Source organism: Cryobacterium sp. M25, assembly GCF_002929635.1.
In the GTDB taxonomy this organism is placed as follows: Bacteria; Actinomycetota; Actinomycetes; order Actinomycetales; family Microbacteriaceae; genus Cryobacterium; species Cryobacterium sandaracinum.
Genome location: NZ_PJJU01000027.1, coordinates 1 through 21,801, shown reverse-complemented (window position 1 = coordinate 21,801; position 21,801 = coordinate 1). Strand labels below are relative to the sequence as shown.

General features: G+C 64.0%; 19 protein-coding genes. 1 reads left to right on the top strand and 18 read right to left on the bottom strand.

The genetic code is table 11. The annotated features are described in order from the left end of the window. Nucleotides 1-106: 106 nt before the first annotated feature. From nrdF to CXY81_RS01305, 16 genes are all read right to left on the bottom strand, one after another. Nucleotides 107-1,081, bottom strand: a complete 975-nt coding sequence (nrdF, locus tag CXY81_RS01375; protein WP_104099273.1) for a class 1b ribonucleoside-diphosphate reductase subunit beta — start codon at nucleotides 1,079-1,081, stop codon at nucleotides 107-109. A 94-nt stretch (nucleotides 1,082-1,175) separates the two neighbouring features. Further along, nucleotides 1,176-3,308, bottom strand: coding sequence for a class 1b ribonucleoside-diphosphate reductase subunit alpha (gene nrdE, locus CXY81_RS01370; protein WP_104099283.1), 2,133 nt, complete (start codon nucleotides 3,306-3,308; stop codon nucleotides 1,176-1,178). 5 nt (nucleotides 3,309-3,313) lie between these two features. After that, nucleotides 3,314-3,718 (bottom strand): class Ib ribonucleoside-diphosphate reductase assembly flavoprotein NrdI, encoded by a 405-nt coding sequence (gene nrdI / locus CXY81_RS01365; RefSeq protein WP_104170409.1) that lies wholly within the window; start codon nucleotides 3,716-3,718, stop codon nucleotides 3,314-3,316. Between the two features lie 86 nt (nucleotides 3,719-3,804). Further along, complete coding sequence (nrdH, locus tag CXY81_RS01360) at nucleotides 3,805-4,038, bottom strand: glutaredoxin-like protein NrdH (protein WP_104099275.1); 234 nt, start codon at nucleotides 4,036-4,038, stop codon at nucleotides 3,805-3,807. A gap of 164 nt (nucleotides 4,039-4,202) precedes the next feature. After that, a complete protein-coding gene (locus CXY81_RS01355) occupies nucleotides 4,203-4,709 on the bottom strand; it encodes a type IV toxin-antitoxin system AbiEi family antitoxin domain-containing protein (RefSeq protein ID WP_104193733.1) in 507 nt (168 codons plus the stop codon). Between the two features lie 109 nt (nucleotides 4,710-4,818). Beyond that, nucleotides 4,819-5,910 (bottom strand): sugar-binding protein, encoded by a 1,092-nt coding sequence (locus CXY81_RS01350; RefSeq protein WP_104170407.1) that lies wholly within the window; start codon nucleotides 5,908-5,910, stop codon nucleotides 4,819-4,821. A 48-nt stretch (nucleotides 5,911-5,958) separates the two neighbouring features. Further along, complete coding sequence (gene mmsB, locus CXY81_RS01345) at nucleotides 5,959-7,293, bottom strand: multiple monosaccharide ABC transporter permease (RefSeq protein WP_104193732.1); 1,335 nt, start codon at nucleotides 7,291-7,293, stop codon at nucleotides 5,959-5,961. After that, the gene (gene mmsA / locus CXY81_RS01340) at nucleotides 7,290-8,840 is read right to left on the bottom strand and encodes a multiple monosaccharide ABC transporter ATP-binding protein (RefSeq protein WP_104170405.1); all 1,551 of its coding nucleotides are present in this window, start codon (nucleotides 8,838-8,840) and stop codon (nucleotides 7,290-7,292) included. The genes mmsB and mmsA overlap by 4 nt, the downstream gene beginning before the upstream one ends. An 11-nt stretch (nucleotides 8,841-8,851) precedes the next feature. Beyond that, on the bottom strand, nucleotides 8,852-9,040 hold the full coding sequence (locus tag CXY81_RS15945) for a hypothetical protein (protein ID WP_134542947.1): 189 nt from the start codon (nucleotides 9,038-9,040) through the stop codon (nucleotides 8,852-8,854). A 278-nt stretch (nucleotides 9,041-9,318) separates the two neighbouring features. After that, a complete protein-coding gene (locus tag CXY81_RS01335; RefSeq protein ID WP_104193731.1) occupies nucleotides 9,319-10,335 on the bottom strand; it encodes a LacI family DNA-binding transcriptional regulator in 1,017 nt (338 codons plus the stop codon). 467 nt (nucleotides 10,336-10,802) lie between these two features. Beyond that, complete coding sequence (locus CXY81_RS01330; RefSeq protein ID WP_104170403.1) at nucleotides 10,803-11,957, bottom strand: cystathionine gamma-synthase; 1,155 nt, start codon at nucleotides 11,955-11,957, stop codon at nucleotides 10,803-10,805. Between the two features lie 23 nt (nucleotides 11,958-11,980). Next, the gene (locus CXY81_RS01325; RefSeq protein ID WP_104193730.1) at nucleotides 11,981-13,345 is read right to left on the bottom strand and encodes a cystathionine beta-synthase; all 1,365 of its coding nucleotides are present in this window, start codon (nucleotides 13,343-13,345) and stop codon (nucleotides 11,981-11,983) included. 10 nt (nucleotides 13,346-13,355) lie between these two features. Continuing rightward, nucleotides 13,356-15,296, bottom strand: coding sequence for an ABC transporter ATP-binding protein (locus tag CXY81_RS01320; protein ID WP_104193729.1), 1,941 nt, complete (start codon nucleotides 15,294-15,296; stop codon nucleotides 13,356-13,358). Between the two features lie 102 nt (nucleotides 15,297-15,398). Beyond that, nucleotides 15,399-16,373 carry a carbohydrate ABC transporter permease gene (locus tag CXY81_RS01315; RefSeq protein ID WP_104170400.1) on the bottom strand — a complete coding sequence of 325 codons (975 nt, stop codon included), beginning with the start codon at nucleotides 16,371-16,373 and terminating at the stop codon, nucleotides 15,399-15,401. Continuing rightward, on the bottom strand, nucleotides 16,370-17,503 hold the full coding sequence (locus CXY81_RS01310; protein WP_104170399.1) for a carbohydrate ABC transporter permease: 1,134 nt from the start codon (nucleotides 17,501-17,503) through the stop codon (nucleotides 16,370-16,372). Before CXY81_RS01310 ends, CXY81_RS01315 begins: the two co-directional genes overlap by 4 nt. Before the next feature lie 155 nt (nucleotides 17,504-17,658). Next, the gene (locus CXY81_RS01305; protein WP_104100774.1) at nucleotides 17,659-18,975 is read right to left on the bottom strand and encodes an ABC transporter substrate-binding protein; all 1,317 of its coding nucleotides are present in this window, start codon (nucleotides 18,973-18,975) and stop codon (nucleotides 17,659-17,661) included. A 313-nt stretch (nucleotides 18,976-19,288) separates the two neighbouring features. Between CXY81_RS01305 and CXY81_RS01300 the strand changes: the two genes are divergently transcribed. Continuing rightward, on the top strand, nucleotides 19,289-20,323 hold the full coding sequence (locus CXY81_RS01300) for a LacI family DNA-binding transcriptional regulator (RefSeq protein WP_104193728.1): 1,035 nt from the start codon (nucleotides 19,289-19,291) through the stop codon (nucleotides 20,321-20,323). 136 nt (nucleotides 20,324-20,459) lie between these two features. Here the strand turns inward: CXY81_RS01300 and rplL are convergent, their stop codons facing one another. Both rplL and rplJ read right to left on the bottom strand, forming a co-directional pair. Then, complete coding sequence (gene rplL, locus CXY81_RS01295; RefSeq protein WP_104100772.1) at nucleotides 20,460-20,843, bottom strand: 50S ribosomal protein L7/L12; 384 nt, start codon at nucleotides 20,841-20,843, stop codon at nucleotides 20,460-20,462. Nucleotides 20,844-20,895: 52 nt separating this feature from the next. After that, nucleotides 20,896-21,411 carry a 50S ribosomal protein L10 gene (gene rplJ, locus CXY81_RS01290; protein ID WP_104100771.1) on the bottom strand — a complete coding sequence of 172 codons (516 nt, stop codon included), beginning with the start codon at nucleotides 21,409-21,411 and terminating at the stop codon, nucleotides 20,896-20,898. Nucleotides 21,412-21,801 lie beyond the last annotated feature (390 nt).

Below are 21,801 nucleotides of genomic sequence, written 5' to 3'. Positions count from 1 at the left end.
CACCGAGTAGGCCACCGAAACAGACAGTTCCGGTCGAGTTCGCCCGGCGTAGCAGGCGATCTCGACCGGAACGGTCGATGTCGGTGGTGCGGTCACACACCCGGGACTAGAAGTCCCAGTCGGCGTCTTCCGTGTTGACGGCCTTGCCGATGACGTAGGAGGAGCCCGACCCGGAGAAGAAGTCGTGGTTCTCGTCGGCGTTCGGCGAGAGCGCGGCCAGGATGGCCGGGTTCACGTCGGTGACGGTCTTCGGGAACATGGCCTCGTAGCCGAGGTTCATCAGCGCCTTGTTGGCGTTGTAGTGCAGGAATTTCTTGACGTCCTCGGTCAGGCCGTGCTCGTCGTAGAGGTCCTGCGTGTACTGGATCTCGTTCTCGTAAAGCTCGAACATGAGATTGAAGGTGTAATCCTTGATCTCATCGCGGCGCTCCTGCGACGACGCCTCGAGCCCCTTCTGGAACTTGTAACCGATGTAGTAACCGTGTACGGCTTCGTCCCGGATGATCAAACGGATGAGGTCGGCCGTGTTGGTGAGGCGGGCGCGGCTCGAGAAATACATCGGCAGGTAGAAGCCCGAGTAGAACAGGAACGACTCGAGCAGAACCGAGGCGACCTTGCGCTTGAGCGGGTCGTCGCCCTGGTAGTACTTCATCACGATCTCGGCCTTGCGCTGCAGGTTGACGTTCTCCGTCGACCAGCGGAACGCCTCGTCGATCTCCTTCGTCGACGCGAGGGTCGAGAAGATCGAGGAGTAGCTCTTGGCGTGCACGGACTCCATGAACGCGATGTTCGTGTAGACGGCCTCTTCGTGGGGCGTGATCGCATCCGGAATCAGCGACACGGCACCCACAGTGCCCTGGATCGTGTCGAGCAGGGTCAGCCCCGTGAACACGCGCAGGGTGAGCTGCTGCTCCGCCGGGGTGAGCGTGGCCCAGGACTGAACGTCGTTCGACAGCGGGACCTTCTCCGGCAGCCAGAAGTTGTTCGTGAGGCGGTTCCAGACCTCGACGTCTTTTTCGTCTTCGATCTTGTTCCAGTTGATCGCGTCAACGTGGGAGACGAGCTTGAGCTTGTCAATCATTGGTTGTTCCTTAGTCGGCAGTGCACAGGCGATTCAGCGTTCGGGGAGCTCGGGTTCGGGGAGCTCGGGTTCGGGGAGCTCGGGGCAAACTCACTCAGAGAGCGCAGGAAACACAACCCTCGACCTCGGTGCCCTCGAGGGCCATCTGGCGCAGACGGATGTAGTAGATGGTCTTGATGCCCTTTTTCCACGCGTAGATCTGCGCGCGGTTGATGTCGCGGGTGGTGGCGGTGTCCTTGAAGAACAGCGTCAGCGACAGGCCCTGGTCGACGTGCTGCGTGGCAGCGGCGTAGGTGTCGATGACCTTCTCGTAGCCGATCTCGTAGGCATCCTGGTAGAACCCGGTGTTGTCGTTCGTCATGAACGGCGCCGGGTAGTAGACGCGGCCGAGCTTGCCTTCCTTGCGGATCTCGATCTTCGACGCGATCGGGTGGATCGATGCGGTCGAGTTGTTGATGTAGGAGATCGACCCGGTCGGCGGCACGGCCTGCAGGTTCTGGTTGTAGATGCCGTGCTCCACAACGGATGCCTTGAGCTCGGCCCACTCTGCCTGCGTGGGAATGTGCACGTCGGCCTGCGCGAACAGCTCGGCGCCGCGCGCGGTGGCCGGCTCCCAGATCTGGTCGGTGTACTTGTCGAAGAACGTGCCGGAGGCGTAGGTGGAGTCCTCGAAGCCGACGAACGCGTTGCCGCGCTCGATGGCCAACTTGTTCGAGGCGCGGAGGGCGTGGAACAGCACCGTGTAGAAGTAGATGTTGGTGAAGTCGATGCCCTCTTCGCTGCCGTAGTAGATACGCTCCCGGGCGAGGTAACCGTGCAGGTTCATCTGGCCCAGGCCGATGGCGTGCGACTTGTCGTTGCCGTCTTCGATCGAGCGCACGGAGGAGATGTGGCTCTGCTCCGACACCGAGCTGAGGCCGCGGATGGCGGTCTCGACGGTCTTGCCGAAGTCGGGCGAGTCCATGGACAGGGCGATGTTCATCGACCCGAGGTTGCAGGAGATGTCCTTGCCGATCTGGTCGTACGACAGGTCCTCGTTGTAGGTGGTCGGGGTGTTGACCTGGAGGATCTCCGAGCAGAGGTTCGACATGTTGACGCGACCCTTGATCGGGTTCGCCGCGTTGACGGTGTCCTCGAACATGATGTACGGGTAGCCGGACTCGAACTGGATCTCGGCGAGCGTCTGGAAGAAGTCGCGGGCTTTCATCTTGGACTTCTTGATGCGCGGGTCGTCGACCATCTCGTGGTACTTCTCGCTGACGGAGATGTCGGCGAATGGCACCCCGTAGACGCGCTCGACGTCGTAGGGCGAGAACAGGTACATGTCCTCGTCTTTCTTCGCCAGCTCGAACGTGATGTCGGGCACGACCACGCCGAGGGACAGCGTCTTGATGCGCACCTTCTCGTCGGCGTTCTCACGCTTGGTGTCGAGGAAGCGCATGATGTCGGGGTGGTGCGCGTGCAGGTAGACCGCGCCGGCACCCTGACGGGCACCGAGCTGGTTGGCGTAGCTGAAGGAGTCTTCGAGCAGCTTCATCACCGGGATGATGCCGCTGGACTGGTTCTCGATCTGCTTGATCGGTGCACCGGACTCACGGATGTTGCTGAGCAGCAACGCGACGCCGCCGCCCCGCTTCGACAGCTGCAGCGACGAGTTGATGCCGCGGGAGATCGACTCCATGTTGTCTTCGATACGGAGCAGGAAGCAGGAGACGAGCTCCCCGCGCTGCGCCTTGCCGGAGTTCAGGAAGGTGGGGGTGGCGGGTTGGAAACGACCCGCGATGATCTCCTCGACGAGGGAGATCGCGAGCTGCTCGTCACCCTGAGCGAGGCCCAGCGCGGTCATCACGACTCGGTCTTCGAAACGCTCGAGGTACCGTTTTCCGTCAAACGTCTTCAGCGTGTACGAGGTGTAGTACTTGAACGCGCCGAGAAAGGTCTGGAAGCGGAATTTCTTCGAGTACGCCAGCTTGTTGAGGTCGGTGATGAACTCGAACGAGTACTGGTCGAGCACGGCCTGCTCGTAGTATTCCTTCTCGACCAGGTAGTCGAGGCGTTCACGCAACGTGTGGAAGAACACCGTGTTCTGGTTGACGTGCTGCAGGAAGAACTCCCGCGCAGCCTCGCGGTCCTTCTCGAACTGGATTTCCCCGTTCGGGCCGTACAGGTTGAGCATGGCGTTGAGGGAGTGATAATCCATCGCCAGGCCGGGAGCCGGGTGAGCCATAGTCTTCACGGCTGTTGCTTCCAAAATGATTCCAATCCGTCGTGGACGATGCGCACATCATCCGGAGTTCCAAATACTTCGAAGCGAAACATGTGGGGCACCTTGCACTTCTGGGCGATGATGTCCCCGGCGAGGCAGTAGCCGGTGCCGAAATTCGTGTTTCCCGCGCCGATGACGCCGCGGATGAGCGAGCGGTTCTGCTCGTCGTTCAGGAACGTGATGACCTGTTTGGGCACCGCTCCCTTGCTGTCGCCGCCGCCATACGTCGGCACGACCAGCACGTAAGGTTCGCTGACCTGGAGCGGCTTGTCGCGCGCGTAGATCGGGATGCGAGCGGCCGGGCGTCCCAACTTCTCAATGAAGCGGTGCGTGTTGCCCGAGGTGCTGGAGAAATATACGATATCGGTCATGGAACACCTCCTGTTGCTGAGAAGTCGGCACGCCAAACGACGCTTTTTTACGGACTGTTGCGACGCCACCCCCTGGCGCCGCGGTGCTACGCGAGGCGCTGCGCGAGTTCGTTGATCTTGTCGGGGCGGAAGCCCGACCAGTGGTCCTCGTCGGTGATAACGACGGGAGCCTGCAGGTAGCCCAGGGCCTTGACAGCTTCCAGGGCGTTCTCGTCGAGCGAGAGGTCGAGGATTTCGTATTCGATGCCCTTGTTGTCCAGGGCGCGGTAAGTCGCAGTGCACTGCACGCAGGAGGGCTTGGTGTAGACCGTGATTGCCATGGAGGGCCTTTCTCGTCGTTCAGGGATCAGTATTCAAAATCGGTTCAAACATCAGTGCTCAAAATCGGTTTTCATGTGAAATCTGAAGTTCAAGGCGTGCTGTGTGTTGAACTTCAATACTACATCTAGTGATGCTCGAAGGGAATGGCCACTACATACAGTAGTTACAAGTATGTAGTTATCCACCGACATTCCACCGGTTGTGCACAGCCCCACGGACGCGAGTCGAGCCGAATCACGCGGAATGCGGCAAAGTTATCCACAGGCAGCGCAGAGGCAGAACTCGAGCCTGTGGAAACCCTGTCGGCGTGTCGCTCGCCCTGAGGCGCGCCGCGAACGCGGTCGCCAAATCCCAGCGGTCGAAGCTGCAGGGCATGGTCGATCATGACGACGCTTACGAGAAAGCTCGTGCTCGCCGCGGACGCGTGCGACAGCACGAGCGGCCGGCCCGCGGCCGCGACCGTCGAAAGCACAAACGGGCGGTAGCGCTGATCGGGATCGGCGGAACGCCGCAACTCCCCCGAAACGTAGATGCTGCGGCGCGTTCGCACGAGTTCACCGCGGCGGATCAGGGCGTCGACGGAGTGTGAATTGAGGCCGCGTTCCCGGAGCGCGGCATAGGTGACGAGCCCGTCGAAGCGTGCGCTGACGATGTCGAGGAGTTTGGTCATACCTCACCCTGCGGGCGGCGGCAGCGAGTCGGACACGCGAGAGGGCCGGCCCCCGTGAGGAGCCGGCCCTGGTGTCGAGATGCTGTGATGCAGGTGTACTGCCGGGTTGTTACTCGGTCAGCGGGGCGAGGTTCGGGTCGTTCGCGTATGCCTCGGCCGCGTTTTCCTTGGTCACGATGACCGGGGGCAGCAGGTAGGCAGGGACGACGATCTTGCCGTTGTTGTAGGACTCGGTGTCGTTGACCTCGGGGGTGTCGCCCTTCTGGAGAACGTTGACCATCTCGATGGCCTTGTCAACGAGCACGCGGGTGTCCTTGTTGATGGTGGAGTACTGCTCGCCGGCCATGATCGACTTGACCGACTCGACCTCGGAGTCCTGCCCGGTGACGATCGGGATGTCCTTGCCGGCGGCCTTCACCGAGGTGATGATCGCACGAGCGAGGGTGTCGTTCGGGGAAAGAACGCCATCGAGCGTCTTGTCGCCGTACGTGCTGGTAAGCAGCGCGTCCATGCGGCTCTGAGCGTTCTCAGCCTTCCAGCCGGCGGTCGCCGTCTGCTTGATGTCGGTCTGGTCGGAGGCGACGACGAGGGTTCCGTCGTCGATCTTCGGCTGCAGCACGCTCATCGCGCCGCCGAAGAAGACGGCGGAGTTGGCGTCATCCGAGGAACCGGAGAACAGCTCGATGTTGTACGGGCCTTCCGGCTTCTTTGTGGCCAGTCCGTCCAGGAGCGCCTGGCCCTGGAGTTCGCCGACATTGAAGTTGTCGTAGGCGACGTAGTAGTCCACGGCCTCGGTGTTCAGGATGAGGCGGTCGTAGGCGATCACGATGGCGCCGGCGTCGCGGGCCGACTGCACCTGGGTGGCGAGCTGGCCACCGTCAGCGGCACCGATGATGATGACCTTGGCACCGTTGGTGACCATGGCCGAGATCTGGTCCTGCTGGTCCTTGACCGTGGTCGAGGCGCCGGCATACTGCACGTCGCCCTTGTAGCCGGCCTCCTTGAGGCCGTCTTCGAAGAGCCCGCCGGCGAGGACCCAGTTCTCAGAGGTCTTCGAGGGGAGGGCGACGCCGATGACCGCGTCCTGGGCGAAGCCGGCAGCAGGGCCGTCTACGCCAACGGTCTCCGTGCGGGTGGAGCAACCAGAGAGTGCCATCAAGGCCACTGCTGCGATCGCAGTTGTCGCAAGAATCTTTCGCATTGTCGATTACTTTCTGTTCGTTGTGGTTTGGTGAAGGGGAAATCTGGGCTAATTGGGGCGCGTGGCCTGCGGCCGCGCGCTCTCCGGGGTGCCCGTGTCGGGCACGACCAGGGGCGGCCCCGCCGGGAATTCGGCGGTCTTCTTCTTGCGGGTCAGGAGGCCGATGATCGAGGGACGACCCTGGCTTTTGTTCCACACGTCGACACCCACGGCCACCAGGAGCACCATGCCCTTGATGATCTGAACCCAGTCGGAGCCGACGCCCAGCAGCTGCAGGCCGTTGTTCAGCACCGCCATGACGAGCCCACCGATGATGGAGCCGACGACGGTTCCGATTCCGCCGGACACGGCCGCGCCACCGATGAACACGGCGGCGATCGCGTCGAGCTCCCAGCTGAGGCCGTCCTGCGGGCCGGAGGCCACCGAGCGGGCGACGAAGATCATGCCGGCCAGGGCCGAGAGGATCGACATGTTCATCATGACGAGGAAGTTCACCCGACGGGACTTGACCCCCGAGAGTTCGGCGGCGAGCTTGTTGCCGCCGACCGCGTAGACGTGACGGCCGAAAATCGTGTTACGAGTGACGAACGCGTAGAAGAGAACGAGCACTCCGAGGATGATTCCGGAGACCGGGAAGCTTGTGCCGACGCGGCCACCGGCGAAGAGGACGGATGCGTAGACGATGACGGCACAGAGGAGGACGACCTTCACGATGCTCACCCACAGCGGTGCGGGCGTCGAACCCATGATCTTCTGAACCCGGCGGGCACGCCATTCGGAGTAGACGACCGCGACCACGATGATAAGCCCCAGAAGCAGGGTCAGGTTGTTGTAGCCCGTGTTCGGGCCGACCTCAGGAAGGTAGCCGGAGCCGATGATCGTGAAGCCGTCAGGAACGGGGACCGTGTTGGCGTTACCGATGACCTGGTTGCCGCCGCGGAAGATGAGCATGCCGGCCAGGGTGACGATGAAGGCGGGAACCCCGACGTAGGCAACCCACGCGCCTTGCCAGGCGCCGATCAGCATTCCCACGAACAGCCCGAGCAGGATGGCCAGCGGCCACGGGAAGTTCCAGTCCCGCATCGCGGTGGCCACCACGATGCCGACGAAAGCGGCAACGGATCCGACCGACAGGTCGATGTGGCCGGCGATGATCACCATGACCATGCCGATGGCGAGGATGAGGATATAGGAGTACTGGCTGACCAGGTTGATCAGGTTGCCGGATGACAGCGTCAGTCCGTCGGTCAGGTACTGGAAGAGCAGAATGATGGCGATCAGGCTGAAGAGGATGCCGAACTGCCGCAGGTTCGAGCTGCCGCTGCCGAAGATCTTCTTCAGATCACCAAGAGCGCCTTTGCGGGTACTCGTGTCTTCACTCATATGCTCTGAACCTTCTTCCGTGCGGAGGTCATACTTTTCATCAGGGTTTCGGGATCGGCGGACTCCGCCGGGATGCAATCGGTGATCGCACCCTCGAAGACCGTGTAGATCCGGTCGGCGAGGCCGAGGAGCTCCGGGAGCTCAGAAGAGATCAGGATGACTCCCTTGCCCTGTTCGGCGAGCTGCTGGATGATGCCGTAAATCTCGTATTTCGCGCCGACGTCGATGCCACGGGTCGGCTCGTCCAGGATCAGCAGGTCAGGGTCCGTGAACATCCACTTGGCCAGAACGACTTTCTGCTGGTTGCCGCCGGAGAGTTTGGAGACGCCCGCATTGACGCTGGGTGTCTTGATCCGCAGGCTTTTGCGGTATTCCTCGGCGATTCCGAATTCTTTGGAGTCGTTCACGACCTGCCCGGCCGAGATCTTCGAGAGCTTGGCCGAGACGACGGAACGCTTGATGTCGTCGAGCAGGTTCAGGCCGAGTGCCTTGCGGTCCTCGCTCACATAGGCGAGGCCGTGGTCGATCGCGTCGGCCACGCTTTTCAGGACGATTTCCTTTCCGTCCTTGTAGAGGTGGCCGGAAAGGAAGTTGCCGTAGGAGCGCCCGAAGATGCTCATCGCCAGTTCGGTGCGCCCGGCGCCCATCAGGCCGGCGATGCCCACGATCTCACCCTTGCGCACGTTCAGGCTGGAACCCTTCACGACCATGCGCTCGGCGACCTGCGGGTGCTGCACGGTCCAGTCACGCACCTCGAAGAAGACCTCGCCGATGTGCGGTGTGCGGTCCGGGAAACGGCTCTCCAGGCTGCGCCCGACCATGCCCCGGATGATCCGGTCTTCGTTGACTCCGTCGGCCACGACATTCAGGGTTTCGATCGTCTTGCCGTCGCGGATGATCGTGATCGAGTCTGCGACCTGTTCGATCTCGTTGAGCTTGTGGGAGATCATGATCGAGCTGATTCCCTTGCCCTTCAGCCCGCGGATCAGGTCCAGCAGATGCATGGAGTCCGATTCGTTCAGGGCCGCGGTCGGCTCATCGAGGATGAGCACCTTGACCGACTTGTTGAGGGCCTTGGCGATCTCGACCAGCTGCTGCTTGCCGACGCCGATGTTCTTGATCAGGGTGTCGGGGTCGTCCCGCAGCCCGACGCGCGCCAGCAACTCGAGCGCCGTCTTCTTGGCGGTGATCCAGTCGATTGCACCCCACTTGGTCGGCTCGTTGCCGAGGAAGATGTTCTCGGTGATGGAGAGTTCCGGAATGAGCGCAAGTTCCTGGTGGATGATGACGATGCCCGCTTCTTCGCTCGAGCGGATGTCCTTGAAGTGCACGTTCTGACCCTGGTAGATGATGTCGCCCGTGTATGTGCCGGAGGGGTAGACCCCGGAGAGCACTTTCATCAGGGTGGACTTGCCGGCACCGTTCTCGCCGCAGATCGCGTGGATCTCGCCGCGATTCACCGTGATGGAGACGTCCGACAGGGCCTTGACCCCGGGAAACTCCTTGGTGATGGACCGCATCTCAAGGATTACGTGGTCAGTGGACATCGTTGGACTCCTCACGGCCGGGGGCCGCTGCTGGTATCCCATACCGACAACGGAATGGACGCGCGAAGGATCATTCCGCTCCCGCTCAGCAGGGCGGCGGCAGAGCTGCCGGGCAGGTGGAAAAGTGTGCTCACAAGCTTGACCTCAATGTCATGCGTTTGGAAAAAAGTGCTGAAAATCGAGTCCATGTGACCGATCACATTGACACTATAGACCCGGTGACAGTCCCGGTGTCAAGTTTCGTTTTGTCACGCTTGCGTAACAGGCTGTTGCTCCCCTGAGCGGGGTCGGAGGTCAGGACATTCCGCCGAGCCCAGCCGGCTCGCGGACGGTCCCGACGGGGCGGCTTACCACTTCTGTAATGCTGTGCGGAAACAGGGAACTGCTCAACAATGCGCTCAAGGAACTCCGGAGAGAGTCGCGGGGGAAAGCGAACCCTTCACCGGGTGATCGAGGTGAGGTCGCGCATGTGCCGAACTCAGAACGCGGGCGGTGCGGTCGAGCCGCGCACGATGAGCTCGGGAATGATCGGGTCGCTCCGCTCGATCGGTACCCCGCCGCTAAGGTTGCTGAGCAGAAGGGCGATGCACCGCCGCCCGAGTTCGGCAAAGTCTTGGCGCACTGTCGTGAGCGGTGGCCAGAAGTGTGCCGCTTCGGGAATATCGTCGTAGCCGACGATACTCACGTCGCGCGGCAGGTCGAGGCCCGCCTCCCGGCAGGCGTGCATGAACCCGAGCGCCATCAGATCATTCGACGCGAAGATGGCCGTGAAGTCCCGCCTCCGGAGCAGTTCTCGTCCGGCACGGTATCCGAAATCGGCGGTCCAGTCGCCCAGAATCGGCGCCATGGTCGGCACATCCATTTCCCACATCTCGTCGAGGAAGCCGCGCATTCGGGCCTCGGCCTCGATCCAGTCCTGGGGTCCGGCAAGGTGGTAGATGCTCCGATGGCCGAGGTCGATCAGGTGCCGCGTGGCCTGTCTGGCACCGGTCATCTGGTCGACGGACAGGGAATTGTCGAGGCGGCCGGTGGACTGCAGGGTGACAAACGGCACGTCGATGGACAGCTGTTCCAGAGCGTCGAAGACCCGCACCTGCGGCGCGATCACGACGATGCCCTCCACGGACTGGTTCATCAGGTGCTCCAGCGCCGCCTCGATCGACTCCGTGTCGACGGATGTGAGGTTCGCGGTGTTGACGTAATAGCCGGCTTCCTGGGCGGCGTCCTGGATGGCGGCGATGCTGCTCGCCGGCCCGTAGGCACTCTCCGCCGAGAGCAGGCCGATGGTGCGCGAACGCCCGCGCGACAGTGCGCGGGCCGCCCGGTTCGGCCGGTACTGCAGGTCTTCCATGACCTGCAACACCTTCGCCTTGGTGGAATCACGGATGCTGGGGTGGTCGTTGAGCACGCGCGAAACGGTCTGATGCGAGACCCCCGCGAGGCGCGCCACATCACGGATGCTCGGGGCACGCCCCTTGGGCAAATCGATAGTCACAGGAAGACCTTGTCGGCATGTGCACGGTCACAATTGTGAACGCAGATCAAGTATGCACTCCGATAAGGCTGCGCGAAGCACCTCACTGCGGACTCCTGCCGTGCCCCCTGCGAGGGGGTGACCGGGCAAACGCAGCGGATCCACGACGAATGCCGCCGCAGGCATGATGAGCCGGGCTTGATTCATCTAACAGAATATGATGCCCTGCGCGCCGACTCTCAACGCTCTACCAACCGCACGGCCACCGCCACCGCCACCTTCACCCACACCCTGCGTCGGGCCCGCCGCACCCGGTATCAAACCAATTCGACGGAGATTTTCGCGTGTAACCGCTCTCTTGGCCCATTCAGTGCCGATTTGGGCAAAATCTCCGTCGAATTCGTTCGAAGAGGAGGTGCTCTCCCTGAGCCGCGACGCCTCATCAGCCACGGCAGCCACGGCCGCCGCGGCTGTACGGACCTGTCCGCCTAGACGGCCGCGAGCGCCCGGTCGATGTCGTCGATGAGGTCGGCGACGCCTTCGATGCCCACGGACAGACGGATGATGTTGTCCGCCACTTCGAGTTCGGTGCCGCGAACCGATGCGTGGGTCATCTCGGAGGGGTAGTTGACCAGCGATTCCACGCCGCCGAGCGATTCGGCCAGCTGGAACAGCTGCGTGGCCTCGGCGAAGGAACGCGCCGCGGCCGCGCCGCCCACGAAGGAGATCGACAGCATGCCGCCGAAGCCGCTCATCTGCTTCTTCGCCAGCTCGTGGCCCGGGTGCGTCGGCAGGCCGGGGTAGTAGACCCGGTCGATCGCCGGGTGGCCCTGCAGGTGCTCGGCGATCGCCTGGGCGTTGCTGCAGTGGCGGTCCATCCGCACCGAGAGGGTCTTGATTCCGCGCACGGTGAGCCAGGCATCCATCGGGGCCGAGACGGGGCCGGCGGCGAACTGCAGGAACTGGGCCTTCTCGGCGAGCTCGTCGTCGTTGATGATCAGGGCGCCGCCGAGCACGTCGGAGTGGCCACCGAGGTACTTCGTGGTGGAGTGCACGACGACGTCGGCCCCCAGGGCCAGCGGCTGCTGCAGCGCGGGCGAGGCGAACGTGTTGTCCACGATCACGGTCACGCCGAAGCGGTGGCCGATCCGGGCCAGAGCGGCGATGTCGCAGACCTTCATCAGCGGGTTGCTGGGCGTCTCCACCCAGAGGATCTTCGTCTCGCCCGGGATGATGGCCTGTTCGACGGCGGCGAGGTCGCTCATCTCCACGGTGGAGTTGAGGATGCCCCAGGCACCGTGCACCCGGTTGATCAGCCGGTGCGTGCCGCCATAGACGTCGTTGCCGAGCACGATGTGGTCGCCCGGTGCGAGCAGCGCGCGCAGGATGGTGTCCTCCGCGGCGAGCCCGCTGGCGAAGGAGAGGCCGTGCTTTCCGCCCTCCAGCGCGGCCAGCAGGGTCTCAAGCACGGTGCGGGTCGGGTTGCCGCCGCGGCTGTACTCGTAGCCGCCGCGCAGGTGGCCGATACTCTCCTGCACATACGTGGACGTCTGGTAGATGGGCGGGATCACGGCGCCGGTCGTCGGGTCGAATTCCTGCCCCGCGTGGATGGCGATGGTGTCGAAGTTTCGTGTGCGAGCCATTGATTCGTCCTTAGTCATGCTGTTCAGGCGCTCAGGTAGGTGAGCAGGTCGTGGCGGGTGATGACGCCGAGGGGTTTGCCGCCGTCTGTGACGAGGAGCGCATCGTGGCCGGCGAAGGCGGCGCGCGCGGCCGCGACGGGCTCGTTCACCCCGATCAGCGGGAGGGAGTCGCCGACGAACTCGCCGACGCGGTCGGCCAGTTTCGCTTCGCCGGAGAAGACGAGTTCCATCAGCCGGCGTTCGTCGACCGCGCCGACGACCTCGCCCATCACCACCGGGGGCTTTTCGGTGAGCACCAGCACCTGGGAGACGCTGGCCTCGGTCATGACTCCGATGGCGTCGTGCACCGTGGCGCTGGGGTGCACGTAGACGAACGGCGGCAGGGCGCCGGTCTTGGACGAGAGCAGGTCGCCGACCGTGTGCCCGGCGGGCGCGTTGCTGAAACCGTAGCTGCGCATCCAGCCGTCATTGAAGATCTTGCCCAGGTAGCCGCGCCCGCCGTCGGGCAGCAGCACGACGATGGTGTTGTCGGCGCCGAGGGTTCTCGCCGCGCGCAGGGCTGCGACGACGGCCATGCCGCTCGAACCGCCGACCAGAATGCCCTCTTCGAGGGCGAGCCGGCGGGTCATCGCGAAGGAGTCGGCGTCGGAGACGGCGATCACCTCGTGCACGACCTCCGGGTCGTAGGCGCCCGGCCAGAAGTCCTCGCCCACGCCCTCGACCAGATACGGCCGGCCGGTGCCACCAGAGTACACCGAGCCCTCCGGATCGGCGCCGATGATGCGCACGCTCTCTCCCGAGACCTCGCGCAGGTACCGTCCGGTACCGGTGATGGTGCCGCCGGTGCCGACGCCCGCGACGAAGTGGGTGACCGTGCCATCGGTGTCGCGCCAAATCTCGGGCCCGGTCGTCTCGTAGTGGCTGAGCGGGCCGTTCGGGTTGAAGTACTGGTTGGGCTTGAAAGCCCCCGGGATCTCCCGGGCCAGCCGGTCGGACACGCTGTAATAGGAGTCAGGATGGTCGGGGGCGACGGATGTCGGGGTCACCACAATCTCCGCGCCGTAGGCCGTGAGCACGTTGCGCTTGTCCTCGCCTACCTTGTCCGGCAGCACGAACACGCACTTGTAGCCGCGTTGCTGGGCAACGAGAGCGAGGCCGACGCCCGTGTTGCCCGAGGTCGGCTCGACGATGGTGCCGCCGGGAAGCAGGTGGCCGTCCCGTTCGGCGGCATCGATGATGCGCACCGCGATGCGGTCCTTCGCGGAGCCGCCCGGGTTCAGGTACTCCAGCTTGACCAGCACGGTGGCGCTGACGTCAGCCGTCACCTTGTGCAGCCTGACCAAGGGGGTGTCACCGATGAGGTCGAGAACGGTGTCGGCAATTTTCATCGAGAGTCCTTCATCGAGGGTTCTTCGTCACGGATTCGAGCCGGGTCAACTCTATCGACGTGAGCGGAGTGGGTGCCGTGGGCGTCGGCGACGTGACCTGCTCCGAGTACAGCCGCGCGTAGACGCCATCGTCTTTGAGCAGTTCGGCGTGGGTGCCCCTCTCTACGATCCGGCCGGCGTCGACGACGAAGATGACGTCGGCGGACACGATGGTCGACAGCCGGTGCGCGATGGCGATGGTCGTACGCCCGCGGGAAGCGGTGTCCAGGGCCGCCTGAACGACGCGTTCGGAGATGGCGTCGAGGGCGCTGGTGGCCTCGTCGAGGATCAGCACCTCGGGGTCCTTGAGCAACACCCGCGCGATGGCGATGCGCTGCTTCTCGCCGCCGGAGAGCCGGTAGCCGCGCTCCCCCACCAGGGTGTCGTAGCCGGCGGGGAAGGATGCGATCGTGTCGTGGATACTCGCCGACCGGGCCGCGGCCTCGAGCTCGGCATCCGTCGCCTCCGGTTTCGCGTAACGGAGGTTCTCGGCGATGGTCGCGTGGAAGAGGTAGGTCTCCTGGCTGACGATGCCGATGTGGGAGACGAGGGACTGCTGCTGGAGGCCCTGCACCTCGACGCCGGAGAAGAGTACCCGCCCGGCCGAGGCCTCGTAGAAGCGCGGGATCAGATAGGACACGGTGGTCTTGCCTGCCCCGGACGGGCCGACGAAGGCCGCGAACTGGCCGGGCTCGATCGTGAAGGAGACGTCGTCCAGGGTGGGACGCGATTCCGCGCCGGCATCCGGGTAGGCGAAGGTGACCCCGTCGAAGGCGACCCGGCCGACGGCCTCGCCGCGGGCCGGCACCGGAGCGGCGTCGGGGGCGTCGCGGATCGCGGGCCGAAGGTCGAGGTACTGGAAGATGCGGGCGAACAGGGCGCTCGAGGTCTGCAGGTCGAGGGCGACGCGCATCAGGCCGAGCAGCGGGAACAGCAGCCGTGACTGCACGGTCGTGAAGGCCACGATCGTGCCCGCCGTGATGTCGGTCGTTCCGCTGCCCATCAGCAGACCGGCCACGAGGTAGACGATCGCCGGGATACTGGACAGAAAGATGCTCACCGTGGCGAAGAACCATTGGCCGCTCATCTGCTGGCTGATCTGCAACTTGACCTGGTTGGCGTTCTCGTCGGCATACCGATGGATCTCGGTCTTCTGACGGGTGAAGCTTTTCGAGAGCAGGATGCCGGACACGCTCAGCGTCTCCTGCGTGATCGCCGTCATATCCGAGAGCGACTCCTGCGTCCTGGACGCGATGCGGGCCCGCACCTGGCCGACCCGGCGCTGGGCAAAGACGAGCACGGGCATCAGGATGATGGCGACGATCGCCAGCTGCCAGCTCAGCAGGAGCATCGCGACGAGCGCCGCGATCACGGTCACGGCGTTGCCGAGAAGACTGGAGATGGTGTTGGTGAGCACGCTCGCGACGCCGCCGACATCGTTCTGCAGCCTGGATTGGATGACGCCCGTCTTCGTTCGCGTGAAGAAGCTCAGTTCCATCGCCTGCAAGTGGGTGAACAGGCGCACCCGGAGGGCGCCCATCACCGAGTTGCCGACCGTGGCGGTGAGCCAGGTCTGCCAGACGCCGAGCAACTGCGTCCCCAGGTAGATGGCGATCATCACCCCCACGAGCACGGCGAGACGCTGCACGTCCGGGCTGCCGCCGGGCGGGAAGAGCCCCTCGTCGAAGGCCCGCTGCACGAGCAGGGGCGGCACGACGGAGAGCGCCGCGCTGATGAATACGAGAACCACGGTGACCGTGAGCTTCGCGCGGTGCGGCGCGAACAGGCCGATGATCCGGCGAAGCAGATTCGGGATGCGCGGGGCCTCGGCGTTCTCGGCCCGCTGCGCCGCGACATCCGCGCCGCTGACCCGCCCCCGTCGACCGCCGCCGCCACCGTGCATTCCACTCATGAATTCACTCTAAACTCCCGCGCGGCACACAAATGTGCCCGTTCCGGACACCGGCGGCCCGGATGGGCTCCAGCGGCGGAACGGGCACAGTCGCTGATGCGGCTAGCCCTTCGTCGAACCGGCCAGCAGGCCGCGCACGAAGTAGCGCTGCAGGGAGAAGAACACGATCAGCGGAACCAGGATCGAGATGAACGCGCCGGCAGTGAGCAGGTGCCAGTCCTGGCCTCGGGTACCGGTGATCTCGGCCAGTAGCTTGGTCATCGGGGCCACCGCACCGTCCGCGAAGATCAGCGCCACGAGCAGGTCGTTCCAGACCCATAGGAACTGAAAGATGGCGAAGGATGCGATCGCCGGCATGGTCAGCGGCAGCACGATGCGGAAGAAGATCTGCCCGTGACCGGCGCCGTCGACCCGCGCCGCCTCGATGACGTCGGCGGGAATCTCCGACACGAAGTTGTGCAGCAGGTAGATGGCGAGCGGCAGGGCGAACATCGTGTGCGCGATCCACACCTGCGAGTAGCCGCCGGCGTCGCTGATCGAGGAGACCACCGGGAAGCCGAAGACCTCACCCAGCGAGAAGAACTGCAGGAGCGGCACGAGGGCCATCTGCAGCGGAACGATCTGCAGCGCGAAAACCGCGATGAACAGCACGTTCTTGCCGCGGAAGTCGATCCAGGCGAATGCGTAGGCCGCGAGGCTGGCGATGATCAGCGGCAGCAGTGTGGCCGGCAGGGTGATCGCGATCGAGTTGATGAACGCACCGGCCAGATTCAGCTGACTGTTGCCGGCCTGGAGCACATCGCTGTAGTTATCGATGGTCAGACCCCAGTTCGAGAAGAGCGTCCACCAGCCGGTGGTGCGTACCTCCTGCGCCGGGCGGAAGGAGGAGACGAAGAGCCCGAAGGTCGGAACGGTCCAGAGCACGGCGATCACGAGCGCCGCGATCGTGGCGCCTCGGCTGGTCAACCGCTTCTTGGTGCGCTTGGCCGCCGCGAACTCCTGACGGCGCTCGCCTCGGCGAGTTTGGCTCTTGGTGTTCTTGTCGACGGGGAGCTCAACCGGAAGAATCGCGCTCATCGGATTTCCCTCTGCTTCTGAATCTGGCGGGCGTTGTAGACGACGATCGGGAGCACGAGCAGGAACAGGATCACGGCGAAGGCGGCGGACCGGCCCTGCTCGAAGTTCTTGAACTGCGTGTACATCTCGTTCGCGATGACGCTGGTGTCGTTGGCGCCTGCGGTCATGGTCCGGACGATGTCGAAGACCTTGAGGGAGGCGATAGAGATCGTCGTCAACACGACGACGAGGGCGCCGCGGATGCCAGGCACCGTGACGTTGGTGAACTTCTGCCAGGCGTTGGTGCCGTCGAGTTCGGCGGCCTCCATCTGCTCGGCAGGCACGCCCTTGATGGCGGCGGAGAGCACGACCATGGCGAATCCGGTCTGCACCCAGATCAGCACGACGATCAGGAAGACCGTGTTCCAGGGTGCGTTGGCGAGGAAGTCGACGGGCTGGCCGCCGAACCACACCACAACCTGGTTGAGCAGGCCGATCTGGTTCTGGTCGGCCGGCCGGGCCGTGTAGACGAAGCGCCAGATGATGGACGCCCCGACGAAAGAGATGGCCATGGGCATGAAGACCATGATCTTGAAGTACTTCTCGCCGCGGCTCTTGTCGATGAAGACCGCGTAGGCCAGGCCGGCGATCGTAGACACGAGCGGAGTGATGAGCACCCAGACGATCGTGTTGAGCACCGTGCGGATGGCCTCCGGCTGGGTGAACACCCAGACGAAGTTGTCGAGGCCGATGAACTCGGTTCCGCGGGAGTTCATGAACGCCTGCACCGTGGTCTGGATGGTCGGGATGATGAGTCCGACGATGAGGAGCAAGATGGCCGGAGCGAGGAAGCCGAAGAGCTGGAAGAGGTAGCCGGCGCCGGAGCGTGAGCGGTAGTCGACGATGAAGAAGACTCCGCCGAGAACGGCGGCCGCGGCGATGGCCCACCAGTACGATCCCGCGGCGAGCAGGATGAGCAGCGGGGCGGCGACGCAGACGGCGAGACGGATGACGGTGTAGCCGGTGCCCTTGCGCGGGGCTATCTCGACGAAGAACAGGATCGCGGCCACCAGGGCGACGAACGCGAGGATGATGATGGGGACTTGGACCAGGGGCGGCAAGTCAGCCAGCCAGGCAAGGAACGCCGACATATGAAACCTCTCGAGTACGACTGCGGGCTCACAGTTTGCTGGTGGGGCGGAAAACTACCGCCACGGTACACCAGCAGGGGAGTGCGGGTCGCCCCTTTTCAGGAGGACGACCCGCACGGTTGTGGTGCTGTTAGATGAGCTGGTTCCGAATTGAACTAGCTGGAGGGCCAGCCGGCTTCGATGCTGGTGAGAACCTCGTCGGTCGGGGCTCCGTTGATCCAGTTGACCATTCCCTTCCAGAAGGTGCCGGCGCCCACGGAGCCGGGCATCAGGTCGGAGGCGTCAAAGCGGAAGGTGGTCTCCGGGTCCTGAAGGATCTTGATGGCTTCCTGCAGGATGGGGCTCTTCGCGTTGGCCGGGTCAAGACCCGAGTTGGCGCTGATGACTCCACCGAGGCTCACCCGGCTATTCGCCCAGTCGTCGCTGGAGAGGTACGTCTGAACGGCCTGGGTGTCGGCGTCATCCGCGAATGCGGCGACGATCTCGCCACCACCGGTCACGGCTTGGCTGCCGGCCTCTTCGGCCGGGGTGATGAAGGCCCAGACGTCACCGTCGGGACCGACCTCTCCGCCGGCATCCGTGATGAAGCCGTCGAAGAAGGATGCCTGGTGGTGCAGCGCGCAGGTTCCTGCGGCGAGCGGCGTGGCCACGTCACCGAACGGGGTGCTGTTGATCGAGCGGACATCACCGAACGTGGCGTTGACGTTGGCAGGGTTCAGCAGGATCTCTCCGACGGAGTCGAAGGCGGCCTTGATTGCGGGGTCCGTGAACGGGATCTCGTTGGCAACCCACTTGTCGTAGGTCTCCGCTCCGGCCTGACGCAGGACGAGGTCTTCGACCCAGTCCGTGCCCGGCCAGCCGGTGGCGTCGCCCGAGCCGAATCCGGCGCACCACGGGGCGCTGCCGGTCTTCTCCTGGATAGTCTTCGTCACGGCGAGGAGTTCGTCCCAGGTCTCGGGAACTTCGACACCCCACTCGGTGAACTTAGCCGGGGAGTACCAGATGAAGCCCTTGACGCTGGCCATCAGTGGCGCGCCGTAGAACGTGTCCCCGACGGTGCCGTAGGCCTTCCAGTCCTTGGACCAGAACTCGTCGACGTTGTCTTCGACGGCCTTCGGGGCAGGCTTGAGGAAGTCGCGGCTGGCAAGGTCTGCCATCAGTCCGGGCTGCGGGAAGATCGCGATGTCGGGAGCACTGCCACCCTGGGCGCGGATGGCGATCTGAGCTTCGAACTCCTTCGACGCCTCGTACTGGATGTCGATGTTGTTCTCTTCTTCCCAGGCAGCCCAGGACTTCTCGAGGAGCTTGGCCTCGGTGTCACCGATGGTGCCGTAGACGGAGACGACGCCGTCGCCTTCAGCTCCGGAGTCGGTGTTCGTGCTGCCGGGGCCACCGGAACAGCCGGCCAAGGTCAGACCGGCGATCGCCGCAATGGCGATGGGTGCTGTGATTCGGCGGTGGAATGACCGCATTTTTCCTCCTCGTTGAGTTTGATGAAGATGCGCCGGGGATATCCCCGGACAAACACCCAGGTGCTGCAGGAACAGCTTGTGTGCCGAAAACGATCAGATAAGGAACCGGTTCCACACCACAAGTTACGGTACGCCGGGCCGAATCGCAAGACCAGATTTGTCACGGAATGGCAAAGATCGCACTCCCGCCACGAAACCTTCGAAAGTTCGTTCCGCGGGACGTGTCGCATTCCGGCGGATATAGTGGAACCGGTTCCAGCGCGCCTGCCAGAGCTGTACAGTGTTGGAAACGGGTCCAAGGGCGGAGGCTGGAATGAGCGCAATTGCGGATGTCGCACGCCTCGCCGGCGTCGCGAAGGCCACAGCCTCCCGTGCCCTGAGCGGTCGTGGCTATGTGTCGGAGCAGACCCGGATCAAGGTCATCGCCGCAGCCAGGGAGATCGGTTACGTCGCTTCACCCAACGCGGCCAGCCTCGTCACCGGCCGAACCAAGAGCATCGGCGTGATCATCCCGTTCATCAGCCGCTGGTTTTTCTCCGAGGTTCTGGAAAGCATGGAACAGGCGCTGCTGGACGCGGGATACGACATGACCCTCTACAACCTGCCGGCACCCTCACCCGAACGGGAAAGGGTCTTCGAGTACTTCCTCGCGCGCAAACGCTTCGACGGAGTGATCTCGGTCGGTGTGGCGCTCAGCGATGAGGAGGTCACCCTGCTGCACCGTCTGGGCCGCCCGCTGGTCGGAATCGGCGGACCCATCCGCGGCGTGGACACGATCGCCATCGACGACGTTGCCGCGGCCCGGCTCGCCACCGAGCACCTGCTCAGCCTGGGGCACACGGACATCGTGCACATCGGCGGCAGCAAAGAAGACGAGATGGACTTCCAGGTGCACAGCAACCGGCTCACCGGTTTCTACGCCGCCATGAGCGCCGCCGGCCTGCCCACCGAACGCTCGGGCCTGTTCTACGCCTGCGAGTTCACGATGCCGGGCGGCTACGAGGTGGGCCTCGCCGTGTTCGGCGACCCGCGCACCCGCCCCACCGCGGTCTTCGCCGCGAGCGACGAGATCGCGATCGGTTTGATCGTCGCCGCCAGGGAACTGGGCATCCAGGTGCCGGCCGACCTGTCCGTGATCGGCATCGACGGACATCCGTATGCCGATATGTTCCGTCTGACCACCCTCGAGCAGCACCCGCGCACACAGGGCCGGCTCGCGGTGCAGGCCCTCCTGACGGAATTGGAGAACCCCGCTCAGCACGGCGACGAGGATCACCTGACCCGGCTGCCCACGAACCTGGTCATCCGCTCGAGCACCAGCGGCCCACGGCTCACCCACGGGGGCTGACACCGTGCGTCGGGCCTGACGGAACGGGCATAACGACAGAAGGCGCCGCATCCGATGGATGCGACGCCTTCTCTGTGTGGACGGCTTGCGCCGTCACGCCTCTACGAGAAGTAGAGAACCCCTCGCGGGGCCCCGACTACTTGAGGACGGCGGTGGCGCCGGCAGCTTCGAGAGCAGCCTTGCCCTTTTCAGCGGCTTCCTTGGAAACGCCTTCGAGGACGGCCTTCGGCGCGCCATCGACGACGGCCTTGGCCTCGCCGAGGCCCAGGCTGGTGAGCTCGCGCACAACCTTGATGACCTGGATCTTCTTGTCGCCGACAGCCTCGAGGATGACGTCGAAAGCGGACTGCTCTTCGACCTCTTCAACGGGGGCGGCGGGACCGGCAGCGCCGGCAGCGGCGACCGGTGCAGCGGCGGTGACCTCGAAGGTCTCCTCGAACGCCTTGACGAACTCGGAGAGTTCGATGAGGGTGAGGCCCTTGAACTGTTCGAGTAATTCCTCGGTGGAAAGCTTTGCCATGATTTTTCTCCCTATAGTTTCTTAGTTACTCACCGCGATGCCAGGCAGATGCCTAGTTCGCGGACTCCTGCTTCTCACGCAGCGCGTCGATGGTGCGAACAGCCTTCGACAGCGGTGCGTTGAACAGATATGCGGCTCCGAACAGCGAGGCCTTGAATGCGCCGGCCAGCTTGGCCAGCAGCACTTCGCGGGACTCGAGGTCGGCGAGCTTGCCTACCTCTGCGGCGGTGAGCGGGTTACCGTCGAAGTAACCACCCTTCACTACCAGGAGAGGGTTTGCCTTGGTGAAGGCACGCAGGGTCTTCGCAACGGCGACAGGGTCTCCGTGAACGAATGCGATTGCGGACGGACCGACAAGCTCGTCGTCAAACGACGTGATGCCGGCGTTGTTCGCCGCAATCTTGGTCAGCGTGTTCTTCACCACGGCGTACGTGGCGTCCGCACTGATGGAAACGCGCAGCGACTTGAGCTGCGCAACAGTGAGACCGCGGTACTCGGTGAGCAGAACGGCGGTCGAGCTCTGGAATTTCTCCGTAAGCTCGGCGACCGTTGCTTCCTTGTTCGCCATGGCGCTCCTCTTGGTTTCATGTGCCGGTAGCCCGGGGAGCAGACATGAAAAAAGCTCCGGCGCAGGCGCCGGAGCTGGGAACGCATTCCGGAAGAATGCAGTCTGACTTCGAATCCTGCGCGGGCCGTTCACGTGAATGAACCTTCGATTGCCAGTGCATTTCTACACGGCAATAACCGGCGGTCTTTGGCTTTCGCCCACGATACGGGACGGAGGAGGCCGGTGCAAATCGGCATCCGTTCACTGCATCCCCGAACCCGCCTCCCGCCTCCCGCTGCCCGCCTGCGACTCCTGAACCCGCCCTGAACCAATTCGACGGAGATTTTGGCTCTCCTGTCGTAACCGTGGGTTAATCCCGGCCGGGGAGTGCGGGTTTGTGGCCGCCGAGGC